Origin of the sequence: Streptomyces sp. NRRL F-5135 (assembly GCF_000719775.1) — a bacterium.
GTDB classification, from domain to species: Bacteria; Actinomycetota; Actinomycetes; order Streptomycetales; family Streptomycetaceae; genus Streptomyces; species Streptomyces hebeiensis.
The window spans coordinates 541,052-556,046 of record NZ_JOHR01000007.1 but is presented as its reverse complement, the minus strand read 5'-3'; the positions used below and the strand labels follow the sequence as shown (position 1 = coordinate 556,046).

At 72.5% G+C, this 14,995-nt stretch carries 14 protein-coding genes and 1 pseudogene; 8 read left to right on the top strand and 7 right to left on the bottom strand.

Translation table 11 applies throughout. From position 1 onward, the window contains the following. Together IG02_RS42820 and IG02_RS0114980 are read left to right on the top strand one after the other, a co-directional pair. Positions 1-213: pseudogene (locus IG02_RS42820) on the top strand (ATP/GTP-binding protein); the annotation flags it as partial. After that, positions 168-1,370 carry a cytochrome P450 gene (locus tag IG02_RS0114980; protein ID WP_051765015.1) on the top strand — a complete coding sequence of 401 codons (1,203 nt, stop codon included), beginning with the start codon at positions 168-170 and terminating at the stop codon, positions 1,368-1,370. The pseudogene IG02_RS42820 and the gene IG02_RS0114980, both read left to right, overlap by 46 nt. Before the next feature lie 23 nt (positions 1,371-1,393). Here the strand turns inward: IG02_RS0114980 and IG02_RS0114975 are convergent, their stop codons facing one another. After that, positions 1,394-2,011: a TetR family transcriptional regulator gene (locus IG02_RS0114975; RefSeq protein WP_030746843.1), complete on the bottom strand. Its 618-nt coding sequence runs from the start codon at positions 2,009-2,011 to the stop codon at positions 1,394-1,396. 177 nt (positions 2,012-2,188) lie between these two features. Here IG02_RS0114975 and IG02_RS0114970 point away from each other — a divergent pair, with 177 nt between their 5' ends. Further along, the gene (locus tag IG02_RS0114970; protein WP_030746840.1) at positions 2,189-2,935 is read left to right on the top strand and encodes an SDR family NAD(P)-dependent oxidoreductase; all 747 of its coding nucleotides are present in this window, start codon (positions 2,189-2,191) and stop codon (positions 2,933-2,935) included. 220 nt (positions 2,936-3,155) lie between these two features. On the opposite strand, the gene IG02_RS0114965 is transcribed toward IG02_RS0114970, so the two are convergent. Together IG02_RS0114965 and IG02_RS0114960 are read right to left on the bottom strand one after the other, a co-directional pair. After that, positions 3,156-3,398, bottom strand: a complete 243-nt coding sequence (locus IG02_RS0114965; RefSeq protein ID WP_063756784.1) for a chaplin — start codon at positions 3,396-3,398, stop codon at positions 3,156-3,158. A 105-nt stretch (positions 3,399-3,503) separates the two neighbouring features. Continuing rightward, positions 3,504-4,472, bottom strand: a complete 969-nt coding sequence (locus IG02_RS0114960; RefSeq protein WP_234314742.1) for a 2-hydroxyacid dehydrogenase — start codon at positions 4,470-4,472, stop codon at positions 3,504-3,506. Between the two features lie 296 nt (positions 4,473-4,768). Between IG02_RS0114960 and IG02_RS0114950 the strand changes: the two genes are divergently transcribed. Beyond that, positions 4,769-5,548: an IclR family transcriptional regulator gene (locus tag IG02_RS0114950; protein ID WP_030746831.1), complete on the top strand. Its 780-nt coding sequence runs from the start codon at positions 4,769-4,771 to the stop codon at positions 5,546-5,548. 37 nt (positions 5,549-5,585) lie between these two features. On the opposite strand, the gene IG02_RS0114945 is transcribed toward IG02_RS0114950, so the two are convergent. Continuing rightward, positions 5,586-5,810: a hypothetical protein gene (locus tag IG02_RS0114945; RefSeq protein ID WP_030746828.1), complete on the bottom strand. Its 225-nt coding sequence runs from the start codon at positions 5,808-5,810 to the stop codon at positions 5,586-5,588. 217 nt (positions 5,811-6,027) lie between these two features. On the opposite strand from IG02_RS0114945, the gene IG02_RS43455 reads away from it, so the two are divergent. Together IG02_RS43455 and IG02_RS0114935 are read left to right on the top strand one after the other, a co-directional pair. After that, positions 6,028-6,816 carry a MerR family transcriptional regulator gene (locus IG02_RS43455; protein ID WP_030746825.1) on the top strand — a complete coding sequence of 263 codons (789 nt, stop codon included), beginning with the start codon at positions 6,028-6,030 and terminating at the stop codon, positions 6,814-6,816. A gap of 31 nt (positions 6,817-6,847) precedes the next feature. Next, entirely contained in the window at positions 6,848-7,426 is a 579-nt protein-coding gene (locus tag IG02_RS0114935) for a GNAT family N-acetyltransferase (RefSeq protein WP_078854478.1), read from the top strand. A gap of 116 nt (positions 7,427-7,542) precedes the next feature. Here IG02_RS0114935 and IG02_RS36370 read toward each other — a convergent pair whose 3' ends face one another. Continuing rightward, the gene (locus IG02_RS36370; RefSeq protein ID WP_051765014.1) at positions 7,543-8,076 is read right to left on the bottom strand and encodes a DUF4142 domain-containing protein; all 534 of its coding nucleotides are present in this window, start codon (positions 8,074-8,076) and stop codon (positions 7,543-7,545) included. A 193-nt stretch (positions 8,077-8,269) separates the two neighbouring features. Next, the gene (locus IG02_RS0114925; protein WP_051765012.1) at positions 8,270-9,811 is read right to left on the bottom strand and encodes an MFS transporter; all 1,542 of its coding nucleotides are present in this window, start codon (positions 9,809-9,811) and stop codon (positions 8,270-8,272) included. A gap of 167 nt (positions 9,812-9,978) precedes the next feature. Here IG02_RS0114925 and IG02_RS0114920 point away from each other — a divergent pair, with 167 nt between their 5' ends. Continuing rightward, entirely contained in the window at positions 9,979-12,183 is a 2,205-nt protein-coding gene (locus IG02_RS0114920; RefSeq protein ID WP_030746813.1) for an HAD-IC family P-type ATPase, read from the top strand. 127 nt (positions 12,184-12,310) lie between these two features. Further along, complete coding sequence (locus IG02_RS0114915) at positions 12,311-13,138, top strand: SAM-dependent methyltransferase (protein ID WP_030746811.1); 828 nt, start codon at positions 12,311-12,313, stop codon at positions 13,136-13,138. A gap of 135 nt (positions 13,139-13,273) precedes the next feature. Here IG02_RS0114915 and IG02_RS0114910 read toward each other — a convergent pair whose 3' ends face one another. Next, positions 13,274-14,761: a GAF domain-containing sensor histidine kinase gene (locus IG02_RS0114910; protein WP_030746808.1), complete on the bottom strand. Its 1,488-nt coding sequence runs from the start codon at positions 14,759-14,761 to the stop codon at positions 13,274-13,276. Positions 14,762-14,995: the final 234 nt, after the last annotated feature.

Sequence of the window (14,995 nt, the reverse complement as noted above, 5' to 3'; positions counted from 1 at the left end):
GTCGACACCCGCCGCATGAGCGACTCCTGGTACGCCATCGACCGGCTCGAACACCACAAGACCCCCTTCGTCGTCGCCGTCAACCGGTTCGACAACGACCCGATGGACTTCTCGCTGGCGGAGATCCGCCAGGCGCTCGCACTGCCGGAGCACGTCCCGCTGATCGACTGCGACGCACGGACCCGCGCCTCCGGCAAGAAGGTGCTGATCAGCAGCTGTACCGGGCGATGCGCCGCGAGCACGGCGCGGTCGCCCCGGTCCTGCTCGACGGGGACATCCCCGCCTGGCTGGTGCTCGGCTACGCCGAGGTCGGCTACGTCACCAGCCACGACGACCTCTTCGCCCGGGACTCACGGCGCTGGAACCAGTGGTCCGACATCCCGGACGACTGGCCGCTCATGCCGTTCGTCGGCTACCAGCCGTCCGTCATGTTCACCGAGGGAGCGGAGCACCAGCGGCGGGCCGGCGTGATCACGGACGCGCTGGAGGCGGTCGACCAGTTCGAACTCGCCCATACCTGCGGTGAGATCGCCGAGGGCCTCATCGGCATGTTCGCCGGCAGCGGGCGTACGGAACTCATCGCCGGCTACGCGCACGCGCTGCCCCTGCGGGCGGCCATCCACCTCTGCGGCGTGGCGGCCGACAGCACGGAGGCCGACGCGCTCGTACGGGACCTCCGGATCACCCTGGACACGGCCCCCGACGAGGACCAGGTCGCCGCCTACCAGCGTCTGGCGGAGCGCGTGGGGCGGTTGATCGAGGACAAGCGTGAGCGCCCCGGCCCCGACGTCACCTCAAGGATGCTCGCGCATCCGGCCGGCCTCACGGACGAAGAGGTCCGCGCCGACCTGATCGCCATCCTCTCGGCCGTGCAGCAGCAGACGTCCAACTGGATCTCCAACGGCCTGCGCCTGCTGCTGACGGACGACCGGTTCGCGCTGGACGTGTCGGGCGGCCGGCTCAGTGTCGGACAGGCGCTCAACGAGGTGCTGTGGCTGGACACACCCCTGCAGAACTTCACCGGCCGCTGGGCGGTACGGGACACCCAGCTCGGGGGCAAGCGCATCAGGGAGGGCGACTGCCTGATCCTCGGCCTCGCCGCCGCGAACACGGACCCGCTCATCTGGCCCGAGGGCCATGTCGGCACGGAGAACTCGGCGCACCTGTCCTTCGGCAACGGCGAGCACCGCTGCCCCTACCCTGCCCCGCTGCTGGCCGACGTCATCGCCCGTACCGCGATCGAGACCCTGCTGGAGCGCCTGCCGGACCTGGAGCTGTCCGTGGAACCCCACGAACTGACCTGGCGCACCTCCATCTGGTCACGAGGACTGCTCGCTCTGCCGGTGCGGTTCACCCCCGCGCCGCGGTAGGCCCGCGTACCCGTCACACGTTCTCAACCGTCGGTACGGAACAACTGGTCCAAGACGCCGGTGACGGGGGCCAGGCTCCGGTCGAGCCGCTCGACGAAGGCGTCGCGCCCGTCGCCGCTGAGCCGGCCCCGTAGCTCGGCGACGAAGACTCCCTGGCAGGCGCCGGCCGCCGCCATGGGAGTCGCGTCGGTGGCCGATCCGCCGGTGTGCCGCGCCAGATGTCCGGCGATGGCCCGCTTCCACAGCTCCCAGTGTTCAGAGGCGCCGACGCGCAGGGACGGGCTGCTGTCGAGGAGATCGAAGCGCTCCAGCCAGACATCGCTGTCGTACACGGCCGAGCGTGTCGAGGAGACGACGGCCCGTCTGACCGCCTCCATCGCTCCGAGGTCCCCGGGCGCGTCGCGGAGTTCCGCCTCGAGCCGGGCGATGGTGTCGTCGAAGGCGTACCAGATGACGCCCGGCTTCGTGCCGAAGTAACGGAAGAAGGTGGTGCGGCCGATGCCCGCCGCCTCCACGATCGCGTCCACGCTGACACCGTCGTAGCCGTGCCGCCGCATCAGGTCGATCGCCACCTTCTCCACCTCGCCGCGTGATGCGGCTCGTGGGCGGCCACGGCCGCGCCGGACGGGTTGGGACGACATTTCACGGATTCTAGTGCCCCCGCGGGCCGACGAACGATCGGGCGGCACCGCACCATGGATTTTCGGTACTCCGGCCCTTTATTGTCTGAACTGCTGCCCCGGCGTCGGGGCAAGGGCTCATCGGCCCTGTTCGCACGGGCAGTCGTCATCGATCGTCGGCACGGAGAGGTACAGACCATGGGGAAGCTCGACGGCAAGGTCGCCATCATCACCGGGGCCGCCCAGGGCATGGGCGAAGCGCACGCCCGCAGGTTCGTCGACGAGGGCGCCTCCGTCGCGCTCACCGACGTCAACGAGGAAGCGGGACAGCGCATCGCCGGGGAACTCGGCCCGCGGGCGCTCTTCCTCCGGCACGACGTCACGTCACTGGAGGACTGGGGCCGCGTGCACCGGCGGACCGAGGAGGCATTCGGCCCCGTGACCGTCCTGGTCAACAACGCGGGCATCCTCGGCCCGGTCACCCCGACCGTCGACCTCGGAGAGGAGGAGTACCTCAAGGTCTGCGCCGTCAACCAGCATTCTCAGTTCTACGGCATGAAGACGGTCATCCCCTCCATGCGCCGGGCCGGCGGTGGCTCGATCGTGAACGTCTCCTCCATCGCGGGCATCGTCTCGATCGTCGGGGCGCCGAACCTCGCCTACGTCGGCAGCAAGTTCGCTTCCCGGGGCATGACCAAGCATGTCGCGGTGCAGTACGGCCCCGACAACATCCGCGTCAACTCGGTGCACCCCGGCTACATCAAGACCCCCATGATGGCGGCGGCGACCGATGAGAACGGGGGCGGTATCGCCGAAACGGTTCCGCTGCGCCGTATGTCCGACGCGGACGAGGTGTCGAGCCTCGTCCTCTTCCTCGCCTCGGACGACTCGTCGTACATCAGCGGCACGGAACACGTCGTCGACGGCGGACTGACCGCGCAGTGATCCCTTCGCGCTGATCGGCACCGCCGCGACGGGCCGGTCGGGCCGGCCGAGTCGTCTTCGAGGGTGTACGCGTCGTACTGGTCGCACCGGCAGAGGTCTTGAGCGTCCGCAACTCGAACGGACCAGTACCGCGGCCCCGTGCGGCCGGGTTCCGCGGAGTGCGGAACCGGTCGGCACGGGGCCGGCGGAGAAGGGGACGACTCGGGAGTGTGCGGCTGTCTCAGCCGTTGAAGCAGAGGTTTCCGGCGGCGGGGTTGATGAGCCCGATGATGTTGATGCTGTTGCCGCAGACGTTGGCCTGGACGTGGATGGGGATCTGAACGTTGTTGCCGGACAGGACGCCGGGCGAGCCGAAGACGACCCCTTCGGCCTCGGCGTCGGCGGCCGCGGTGCCGGCGGTGGCGAGGGTGGCGGCGGCTGCGAGGGCCACGGCCGCGGGGACAAGGGCGGTGCGCATACGCATGGATCGCTCCCAGAAGCGTTCATCGGAAAGGGCAGCGCCATCACATCAGCCCCACAGGGGTGAATAGTCCTATTAATCCGTCCGAGGGTGTGTCGTCGCCGTGTCTTACCCGTGGCCGGCGCGTACGACGTTGGCCAGGGGCCGGCCCGCCGCCAGGCTGTTGATGTTGGCGGCGATGTCCTCGGCGCGGGCCGCGAAGGTCTCCTCGGTGTGTCCGGAGTTGTGCGGTGTCATCACCACGTTGCGCAGGGTGTGGAACGGCAGGCGGCTCGGCGCGTCGGGCGGCGCGGCCCACCACACGTCGAGGGCGGCACCGGCGATGGTGCCCGCCGTCAGCGCCTCGTACAGCGCCTCCTCCTGTACGACGGGGCCCCGTGCGACGTTGACGAGGAGCGCCCCCCGGCCCATCGCGGCCAGCTCGGCCCGGCCGATCAGTCCGCGGGTGGCGGCGCTGAGCGGAACGGTGACCACGACGACGTCGGACTCGGCCAGCAGCTCCGGGAGCCGGTCGGTGCCGCCCACCCAGTCGGGGCGCAGATCCGCCGGCAGCGGCGCCGTCGGATCCCGGCGCACCGCCCGTACGCCCAGGCCGACGGCCTGGCACAGCCGTCCGATCGCGGTCCCCGTCTCACCGAAGCCGATGACGCCCACGCGTCGTCCGCGCAGGGTGCCACCGAAGGGGAGCGCGGAGTCGACGGCCACACTGCGCCACCGTCCGGCGCGCAGTTCGGCGTCGGCCGTCAGGACGTTCCGGGACAGCATCATGACGCACATCAGGACGTGTTCGGCGATCGAGCCGCCGTGGTGATGGGTGTTGGCGACGCTCACGTCCGGTCCCAGCGCCGCCAGGGGGATGCCGTCGTGGCCCGCCCCGACGACATGGACCAGGCGCAGCCGCGCGCCGCGCCGCGCGTCCTCCTCGGTGAGCCGCGAGCCCACGTACACGTCGGTCTCGCCCATGGCGGCGGTGACGCGGTGGGCCGGCCAGTCCCAGGCGTCGAGCCACTCGTGCTGTTCCCCGGTCAGCGTCCGCAGACGCTCGGCGAACCTGCCCAGGATGCGGTGGTTGAGCATGACGCGCATCGCGCGGTCACCGGGCGGTGGGAGTGGCGGACGCGGCGGAGATGACGGACGCGGCGGAGGTGTCGGCGGTGCGTTCAGCGGTCATGACCATGGACGCCATCCTCATGTGTAGTCGATGTCTTCATTTGTAGATGGCGCCATGGGTGCTGTCAATCAGTGGGGACGCCTCGGGGTGGCCGCGGTCGCCGTACGCCCCGTGCCCGTGGAGCCGTAGAATCGGTGGTCACGGGTCCACGCCCGGGAGGGCGACCGGCCCAGGCGCGTCTACCGAGCAGCGGAGAGAGCACATGCGCGGAAAGGGCGAGTCCGCCGGCGTGACGGGGGGCGTGCGCGAGGTGAAGTCGGCCGCGCGGACCGTCCAGTTGCTGGAGGTGCTCGCCAACAGCAGCTCCGAGCACGTCCGGCTGCGGGAGCTCGCCGAACAGATCGACGTTCCCCGGAGCAGTCTCTACGCCCTGCTGCAGACGCTGGTCGCCAGTGGCTGGGTCCGCACCGACCCCTCCGGCTCCCTCTACAGCATCGGCATCCGCGCCCTCCTCACGGGCACCAAATACCTCGACAGCGACACCCGGCTGGGCCTCGCCGCTCCCGTACTCGACTCCCTCGCCGAGGAGTTGGGTGAGACCATTCATTTCGCGCGGCTCGACGGCCCGGACATCGTCTACCTGGCCACCCGTGAATCCCGTCACTACCTGCGGCCCTTCAGCCGGGTGGGACGACGCCTGCCCGCACATACCGCCGCCCTCGGGAAGGCACTGCTGGCGGAACAGCCGCCGGAGTACCTGGAACGGGAACTCCCCGTGGAACTTCCCGTCTTCACCCCGCGGTCGGTGTCCGACCACGCCGCTCTCAGAACGGAACTGGACGCGGTCAGGGAGCGCGGCTACGCCATCGACGACGAGGAACACATCGAGGGCCTTGTCTGCTTCGGGTTCGCCGTGCGCCGCACCACTCCGGCCGAGGACGCCATCAGCTGCTCGGTGCCCACGGTCCGGCTCACGCGGGAGCATCGCGAGCACATCCTGCGCGCCATGTCCCGGGCCAGGGACGAACTCGAACGCCGGTAGGTGAGCCCGCCCCGGTGCGGGTGGGCCGGTGCCGCGCTCAGGCCGCCGGGCGCGGGGCGGGGGGACCGGTCTCGGCCGGCCCGGCGATGTGCCACCGGCCGACCTCCTGGTAGTCGGAGTCGTAGACGGCCGAACCGTCCCCCGGTTTCAGGGAGTAGTGGCGGAGGTTCCCGCCCCAGTACCGGAGGATGCGGCCCAGCTCGCCCTCCGGGTCCTGTGCCAACCGGCCCTGGTCGACCTGGACTTCAAGCAGGAATTTCATGGTCGCGGCCTCCCGGTCACGGATGTCGTTCACCCCCCCGCCGTCCGGCCGGGGTTCGGTATCAATTGTTTCATTCAAGTGCTTTGAGAGACTTTCGCGGACGCCACCGCTGGTAGGCGCCGCGATATGGCCGATAAGTCTCAACCGGAGGTGAGGCACTACGGTGGGCGCGTCCGGTACCCGGAGGCCGGTGCGGGCGGGGGAGAGGGGAGACGGGATGAGCGGGCGTGAGGAGGGCCGGCTGCGAGCGGTGGACCTCGCGCGGACGGCGGGCATCTCGGTGCAGCAGGTCCGTACCTACGTGGCCACGGGCATCCTTCCGCCGGTCGAACGCGCCGCCAACGGCTACCGCGTCTTCACCGTCGCGCATGTCGAGGCGCTCGCCGCGGCCCGGGAGGTGGCCGCCGGTCACGGCTGGACGACGGCCCGCGCCGTCATGCGCGCCGTCCACGAGGGGGATCTGGAGACCGCGTTGGCCGCCCTTGACGCGAGCCATGCCCGACTGGACCGCGAACGTGCCGAACTGGCGGCCGTGCGCGACATGCTGAGCACCGCGCTGGCCGGCGAGGGCGAGGGCGAGGGCGAAGGTGAAGGCGCCGGCGGTGCGGCGGGCAAGGGACAGGGCCGGGCGGCGGTGCCGGTCGTGGCGCGCCGTGGCATGCGCATCGGTGAGGCCGCCCGCACCGTGGGCGTGCGACCGCCCGTGCTCCGGCTCTGGGAAGCCCGTGGTCTGCTGCGGCCGGACCGTGAGCCCGGCACGGGATACCGCCGCTACGCTCCCGCCGAACTGCGTGCCGCGCAGGTCGTCGCGCTTCTGCGCCGGGGCGGCAACCCGCTCGCGGCCATCGACGCCGTCATGCGGGAGTTCCGTACGGCGGGCAGCCCCGATCGTGTGCTCGGCGAGCTGAGTCACCGGGCGCGGGACCTGCGGCGTCGTAGCCTCAACCGGCTGGGAGCCTCCGCGGCCCTGCACGCGTACCTGCGGTACCTCGGGCATGCCACATGAGGCATTGATGCATAGATGTACGATATTGCGCATGGATTTTCGCCAGGTCTCCTTCGACCACCCCGACGCCGTGCGGCTCAACGACCGTGTCCAGCTCGAGTACGCCGAGCGCTACGGTGACGAGGGCGATCTCACCGTCCTCGACCCCGGCATGTTCGAGCCGCCGTACGGTCTCTACCTCGTCGTCTACGACGCCACGGGCGCGCCCGTGGCCACCGGCGGCTGGCGCACCCAGGACGAGAACGAGGACGGGTACGCGGACGGTGACGCGGAGATCAAGCGCATGTACGTCGTGCCGGAGGCGCGGGGCCGCGGCCTGTCCCGGCTGGTCCTGGCCGCTCTCGAGGACGACGCCCGGGCCGCGGGCCGCACACGGATGGTCCTGGAGACCGGTACCAAGCAGCCGGAGGCGATATCCCTCTATGTCTCCAGCGGATACGCGCCGTGCGTGAAGTTCGGTCTCTACCGGTTCGACGAACTCAGCCGCTGTTACGCCAAGCCACTGGGGCGGGCCGCGGCGGCGGCTTCCGCGGACCCGGCCGCCACGGGCTCCGTGGAAGCCGCCGCCGCGGGGGCGGTTCCGGCACCGGTGCCGTCACCGGTCGAGTAGCGGGCCGGCCGGCCCCGCCTCGCGCGATGGTGGCGGGAGGAGGCCCGGTGGACGACCGCGGGGGCCGCCCACCGGGGCCTGGTGCCGCCTCACGCGGTCCCCGGACCGCGCGGGGATCAGGAGATCTTCCGCTCACAGGCGCGGATCAGTTCCAGATGCCTCGCCACCACGGGACGAGCCGCCTGTGCCGCCGCCCTGACCTGGGAGTTCCTGCCCGTGCTGACCTCTCGGTCGATCAGCTTGAGCGTCTCCACGTGCCCCATGTCCTCGTTCTTGAGCCAAGCGGCGTCGTAGCCGCTCGTGCCCGCCTTCGCCTGCACGGCGGCGATCGCCTTCCGCTGTGCCGGGGAGGGGGCGGTCGGCAGGGTGACGCCGAGCTTGGCCGCCAGTTCCTTGACTCCGATGTCCAGCTTCGTGTGGTCGCGCACCAGTATGGCCCCGACCTTCTTCGTGCACGCCGCCTTGGCGTCCCTGCCCGCGTTGGTCCCGGACTCGATCTCTTCCAGGTTGACCTGGTGGATCGCCTTGAGGAAGGAGGCGTCGCCGGGGCCCGGGGTCGCCGCGAGCGCGGACGGCGCGGCCATGGGGGCCGCCAGGGCGGTCAGCGCGGCCAGCGTTGCCGTGGCGGCGATGCGTCGCACAGCGATCATCTGCGTTGCTCCTCGTCTCCGGCCGGGACGCCTGCGACAGGCGCGGGCCGGTCGCTGAACGGGCACGCGAGTCCGTGTCCGCGGCATGCATTCCCGCGCCGCGCGCCGGGGTCACGGGCCTGCCCGGCGCCTCACGCGAATGGCTGCACGAGTTTCGTGTGTGCGTGCGATGCGGTGCCCGGGGCAGCGGCCGTCAGGCGACGTGCTGCCGTTCCCTCCTCTCCTCCGGAGCCGGCGCGGGCGGGGCCAGGCGGCGCGCGGTGAACACACCGCCCGCGGCCAGGGCGACGCCGGCGATCAGCAGCGTGGCGGTGTAGCCGTGGTCGAACGCGCGGTGGGCCGCGTCCCGCAGCGCCGCCGCCTCCGTGGTGGACAGCCGCGCGGCGACGGCGCGGGCCGCGTCCAGGCTGTCCTCCGCCGCCGCAGGGGCACCGGCGGGCAGGTGGACGGTGGCGGTGTAGAGGGAGCCGAGGACGCTGCCGAGGACCGCGACCCCGGACAGGCTGCCCAGTTCGTACGAGACCTCCTCGACGGAGGCGGCCATCCCGGCCCGGTGGGCGGGCGCGTTGCCCATGATGACCGCGGAGGCCGCGGTCATCACGGCGCCCAGCCCCGCTCCGGCCACCAGCAGCCCGGGCGCGATCCAGGCCGGATGGCCGGGGGCCAGACGTATGAACGGAACCGCGCCCGGGGTGAGGAGCAGCGTGCCCAGGACGCCGGCCGCGCCGACGAGGAGGCCGCCCGCGATCAGCGGGCGGGGGCCGGTGCGGTGGAGCAGGCCGCCCGCGGCGATGCCCGCGGGCAGACAGCCGACGGCGAACGCGGCGACCAGCATCCCGGTCCGCAGCGGCGTCAGATCGACGACCAGCTGAAGGCGTTGCGTGAGGACCAGCTGGATCCCGGCGGTGGCGAACATGGAGAGCGCGGCGGCGACGATGCCCGCCCCGATCCGCGGATCACGCAGCAGCGCGGTGTCGAGCAGCGGATGCTCCTGCCGGCGCTGCCTGCGGAGGAACAGGGCGAACCCGACCGCGGCGGCGGCGAGCGCGATGACGAGGTGCGGCAGCCGCGGGCCGGGCTTGGTGACCTCCTTGACCGCGTACACCAGGCCGACCAGACCGACCATGATCTGTACGGACGCGACCAGGTCCCACGGTGTGTCCGAGCGGCCCGAACCGGACGGCGCGAGCACGGCCGCCGCGGCCAGGGCCAGTACCACCACGGGTACGTTGATCAGGAAGACCGAGCCCCACCAGAAGTGCTCCAGCAGCAGTCCGCCGAGGACCGGTCCCAGCGCGGAGCCGCACACCGACATCGACCCCCACACGCCCATGGCGATCCCGCGCTCCCGCTCGTCCTCGAAGGTCGTACGGATCAGCGACAGCGTGGCGGGCATCATCGCCGCCGCGCCCACGGCCAGCAAGGCCCGGGCCGCGATCAGCACCTCCGGGGAGGGCGCGAAGGCGGCCGCCGACGAGGCGGCGCCGAAGAGCACCAGACCCGTCAGGAACATCCGCTTGTGCCCGACACGGTCGCCCAGCGTGCCGGCGCCCAGCAGCAGGCCCGCCATCACCAGTGGGTACGCGTTGATGATCCACAGCTTCTGCGAGGCGTCCGCGCGCAGTTCCCCGGTCAGCGTCGGCAGCGCGGTGTACAGCACCGTCAGGTCCACCGAGATCAGCAGCAGCCCCGCCGACACCGTCACCAGCAGCCACCAGCGCCTCGCGCTGTTCATACCTCACCCGCAATTCCCGGAAACCGATGCCGACGAGCGAAACTGTACCATCCAGAAGGTTAAGTAATGGTCGGGCGTATGAAGACATGAATGCGTGTTCATAGATTCCTGTATGGTGACCGTGCGGCAACCGTCCGCCCTCTGACCATGTGAAGGGTCGCCCCGTCATGTCCTCCACGCTCACCCGCCCGGCCGCGCGAGCCGGTGCCGTCCAGGGGGCGGACGCCCCCCGACGCCGTACCCGTGTCTCCGCCCTGCCGGAGGCCCGGTGGGCGGCGGCCGCGCTGGTGTCGTTCCTGGCCGCTCTGGCGTTCCATCTGCTCGGCGCGGAGGCGTGGGTCTGGGGTCCGCTGTACGCGCTGACGTATGTCACGGGCGGCTGGGAGCCGGGCTGGGAGGGCCTGAAGGCGCTCAGGGAGAAGACCCTGGACGTGGATCTGCTGATGGTCGTCGCCGCCCTCGGCGCGGCAGCCATCGGCCAGGTGCTGGACGGCGCCCTGCTGATCGTCATCTTCGCCACCTCCGGCGCCCTGGAGGCCATCGCGACCGCGCGCACCGCCGACTCGGTACGCGGCCTGCTCGACCTCGCCCCCACCACCGCCACCCGGGTGACGGACGACGGCGGCGAGGAGAGGGTCGCCACCGGCGAACTGGCCGTCGGCGACGTCGTCCTCGTCCGCCCCGGCGAGCGCGTGGGCGCCGACGGCCGGGTCCTGGACGGGGCGAGCGAGGTCGACCAGGCCACCATCACCGGCGAACCCCTGCCCGTGGCCAAGGAGGCGGGCGACGAGGTGTTCGCCTCCACCCTGAACGGCACCGGTGCCCTCCGGGTGAAGGTCGAGCGCGATGCCTCGGACTCGGTGATCGCGCGGATCGTGAAGATGGTCGAGGAGGCCTCCGGGACCAAGGCGCCCACGCAGTTGTTCATCGAGAAGGTCGAGCAGCGGTACTCGATCGGGATGGTCGCCGCCACCCTCGCCGTCTTCCTCGTTCCGTTGGCCTTCGGCGCCGACCTGACCGGGTCGCTGCTGCGCGCGATGACCTTCATGATCGTGGCCTCGCCGTGCGCGGTGGTCCTGGCCACCATGCCGCCGCTGCTGTCCGCGATCGCCAACGCCGGCCGGCACGGCGTGCTGGTCAAGTCCGCCGTGGTGATGGAACGTCTCGGCCAGGTGGACGCGGTCGCCCTGGACAAGACCGGCACCCTCACGGAGGGCACCCCGCGCGTCACCGATCTGCGCCCGTTCGCAGGGGTACGTCTCACCGAGGCCGCGCCCGTCGCGGGGACGGCCTCTGCCACGGGGGACGCTTCCGTCGCGGGGACGGCGTCCGCCACGAGGGGCGCTTCCGTCATGGGGGACGCTTCCGTCACCGAGGCCGCGTCCATTGCGCAGGGCGCCCCCGTCTCGGGGGATGCCCCCGTCACGGAGACCTCGCTCCTCTCCGAGGACGCGCTGCTCACTCTGGCGGCGGCGGCCGAACATCCCAGTGAACACCCCCTCGCCCGCGCGATCGTGGCCGCCGCCCGCGACCGTGGCCTCACGCTGCCCGAGGCGCGGGACTTCACCTCCGCCCCCGGCGTCGGTGTGACCGCGACCGTCGACGGCCGGACGGTCGCGGTCGGCGCCCCGGCCCGCCTCCTGAAGGGCGCGGCCGACGCCCGCCCGCGGGCCGGAGCGGCCGACGCGTGGTCCGACGAGGCCGCCACCGCCGTCGAACAACTGGAGAACGGCGGCCGCACCGCCGTGCTCGTCACCCTGGACGGCGTTCCCGCCGGTGTGCTGGGCATCGCCGACCGGCCGCGCCCGGACGCCGCCGCCACCGTCGCCGCCCTGGCCGCGCTCACCGGCAACCCGCCGATGCTGATCACCGGTGACAACCCGCGCGCCGCCGCCCGCCTGGCCGCCGAGACCGGGATCGAGCCCGCGGCCGTCCGCGCCGGGCTGCTGCCCCAGGACAAGGTCACGGCCGTGGCGGAGCAGGAGCGGGCGGGCCGCAAGGTCCTGGTGATCGGCGACGGCGTCAACGACGCCCCGGCCCTGGCCGCCGCGCACACCGGCATCGCGATGGGCCGGGCCGGTTCCGATCTCGCCCTGGAGACCGCGGACGCGGTGATCGTCCGCGACGAACTGGCGACCGTGCCCGCCGTCGTCGCCCTCTCCCGGCGCGCCCGTTCGCTCGTCGTGCAGAACCTGGTCATCGCCGGGGTGTTCATCACCGGCCTGGTCCTCTGGGACCTGGTGGGCACGCTGCCGCTCCCGCTGGGGGTCCTCGGGCACGAGGGCTCCACCGTCATCGTCGGCCTCAACGGCCTGCGCCTGTTGCGGGACGCCGCGTGGCGGCGCGCCGCCACCGAAGGGCCCCGGGTATGACTCCTGGCCAAATCGTGGGCCGGTAAGGGAGGTTGTCGAGGAGGAAACGTGCGCCTGGGGTGAAGGTTCCCCTAGGTTGGGGACCTGGCCCGCGCCACATGTCCGCCGCACAAGGAGGCATCCCCCCGTGTCCGATTCCGACTCCAGCCTCGAGACCAGCGCCGCCGTCCGGGCACGCATCGACACCGGCAAGCCGCACTCCGCGCGCTTCTGGAACTACTTCGTGGGCGGCAAGGACAACTACGACGTGGACCGCGAGGTCGGGGACCACATCAAGGAGATATTCCCCGGCCTGGCCGACGTGGCCCGTACGAGCCGGTTCTTCCTCGGACGCGCGGTCCGGCACCTGGTACGGGAGCAGGGCATCCGGCAGTTCCTGGACATCGGCACCGGCCTGCCCACCGCCGACAACACCCACGAGGTCGCCCAGCGCGTGGCGCCCGACGCGCGGATCGTCTACGTCGACAACGACCCGCTGGTGCTGGCGCACGCCCGGGCCCTCCTCACGAGCACGCCCGAGGGCAGGACCGACTACCTCGACGCCGACATGTACGAGCCCGAGTCGATCCTCAAGGCCGCCGAGACCACACTGGACCTCTCGAAGCCCGTCGCGCTGATGATCCTCAACACGCTCGGCCACGTCGCCGAGTACGAGCAGGCCCGCACGCTGGTCTCCCGCCTCATGGCCGGTCTGCCCTCGGGCAGTTGCCTCGTGATCAGCGACTCCACCTCCACCAGCGAGGGGATGATCGCGGCGTCGGACGCGTACAACGAGAGCGGAGCCGTCCCGTACCACGTGCGCCCCGTCGCCGAGATCGCGGGCTTCTTCGACGGGCTGGAGCTGCTGGAGCCCGGCATCGTCCAGGTCACGCGGTGGCGCCCGGAGGCCGACGGGCCGGGGGCGGGCGAGGGCGTGGAGGTCGACGCGTACGGCGGGGTGGGCCGCAAGCCGTGACCGACCGGGCCCGGCCCCGGGACCGTGGCCGGGGACCGGAACCGCGCCGGCCGCTCCGCCCACGTGCGCCGGTGACGGCGGCAGTACGGGGAAGGCCGGGGGCGGGACCGTGGGGAGGACCGGGGGCGGGCGCGGTCAGCGCGGCGCCTCCCACGTCGTCGTCGTGCCCCGCCCGCCGTCCTCCTCGCGCAGGCCGTCGTCCGTGACCACCAGCCGTACCGCGTCCCGGCCGTCCGGCAGTTCCGCCGCCGCGTCGACCTCCACCTCGACCGATGTCAGAGCCGCCCGCCGGTGCGCGGCGGCGAGCGCGCCGCGCAGGGCGGCCAGCAGCCCGGCCGCGGCGGGTTCGCCCACCAGCGTGTCCACGGGCCCGCTGAACCGGACGGAGGGCCGGAAGCCGAGCAGGACCGCCGCGCCGTCCGTCTCGCGCAGCACCTGCCCCCGTACGCTCGTGGGGGCCTCGGCCGGCGGCTGCTGGAGGGTGAAGATCGTCGTCCGCACCTCCTGGATGGTGGAGTCCAGCTCGTCCACCACCCGGCCCAGCAGCTCCGCCAGTTCGGGGCCGCTCGCGCGCCGCCGGGTGGACTCCAGCATCATCTCGGTGGCGAACAGCCGCTGCACGACCAGATCGTGCAGGTCGCGGGCGATCCGGTCGCGGTCCTCGTACACGGCGAGCCGCTCCCGGTCGGCCTGGGAGTCCGCCAGGACGAGCGCGAGAGCCGCCTGCGAGGCGAACTTGGTGGCGAGCAGCCGGTCCAGCGCGCTGTACGGGCGGGCGCCCGGGCGGCGCGGCAGGGCCAGGGTGCCGATCAGCTTGCCGCCGCTCTGGAGCGGCAGCATCATGCTCGGCCCGAACCGGGACCGCACATGGGTCGTCATACGGGGATCGGTCGCCGAGTCCTCGATGAACACGGGTTCCCCGCCGAGCAGTTGGACCAGTACGGGGGAGCCGGGGGCGATGGTCGCGCCGATGATGTCGTCGGCGTCGTCGGAGTAGCCGGCCGTGGCGGCGGCGACGATCTCCATGCCGCCCTCCTCGGTGGGCAGGAGCACCACGCCGGCGTCCGCGTCGGCCAGTGCCCGCGCCGATTCCGCCACGGTCGTCAGCGCGTCGGTCCCGTCCTCGCCGCTGAGCAGCGCGGTGGTGACGGCGGCGGCTCCCTCGATCCAGCGTTCGCGCTGCCGGGCCGTTCCGTACAGCCGGGCGTTGCCGATCGTGACGGCCGCCTGGGAGGCGAGCACCCGCAGCAGGTCCTCGTCGCGCCCGGTGAAGGCCCCGGCCCGCCGCTCCGCCACGTAGAGGCTGCCGAAGACCTCCTCGCCGACCCGGATCGGCGTGCCGAGGAAGGAACGCGATGACGGCCGGCCCGGCGGGCGGCCCGGCGCGTGCGGGGGTGCGTGCGGGGCGTGCGTCAGCTCTTCGAGGATCCGGGCCGCCGACGGGCCGGCCTCGTCGGATCCGGGCGCGGACACCCCGGACGTGAACACTTCGGTGAGCCGGCCGCCGGACTCGGGGCCGAGCACACCGAGCGCTCCGTGCCGGGCGCCGGTCAGTTCCGTGGCGCTGTCCACGATGTGCTGGAGCGTCGTACGGATGTCCAGGTCCGTGCCGACGCCCGGCACCGCCTCCGCCTCCGTCTCCTCATCCGGGAGCGTGGGCGGCCGGGGGCCCGCCGCCCCGCCGGGTTCCCGGCCGGCCCCGGACTCCGGTCCGGATGTGGGTCCTTGACCGGCCCCCGTCTCCGGTCCGGACCGGCGTTCTTGGCCCGCCCCGGCCTCTTGACCGGCCTCGGGCTCCGGACCGGAGACGGGCTCCGGACCGGCCTTGGGCTCCCGGCGGGACCCGGGCTCCGGGCC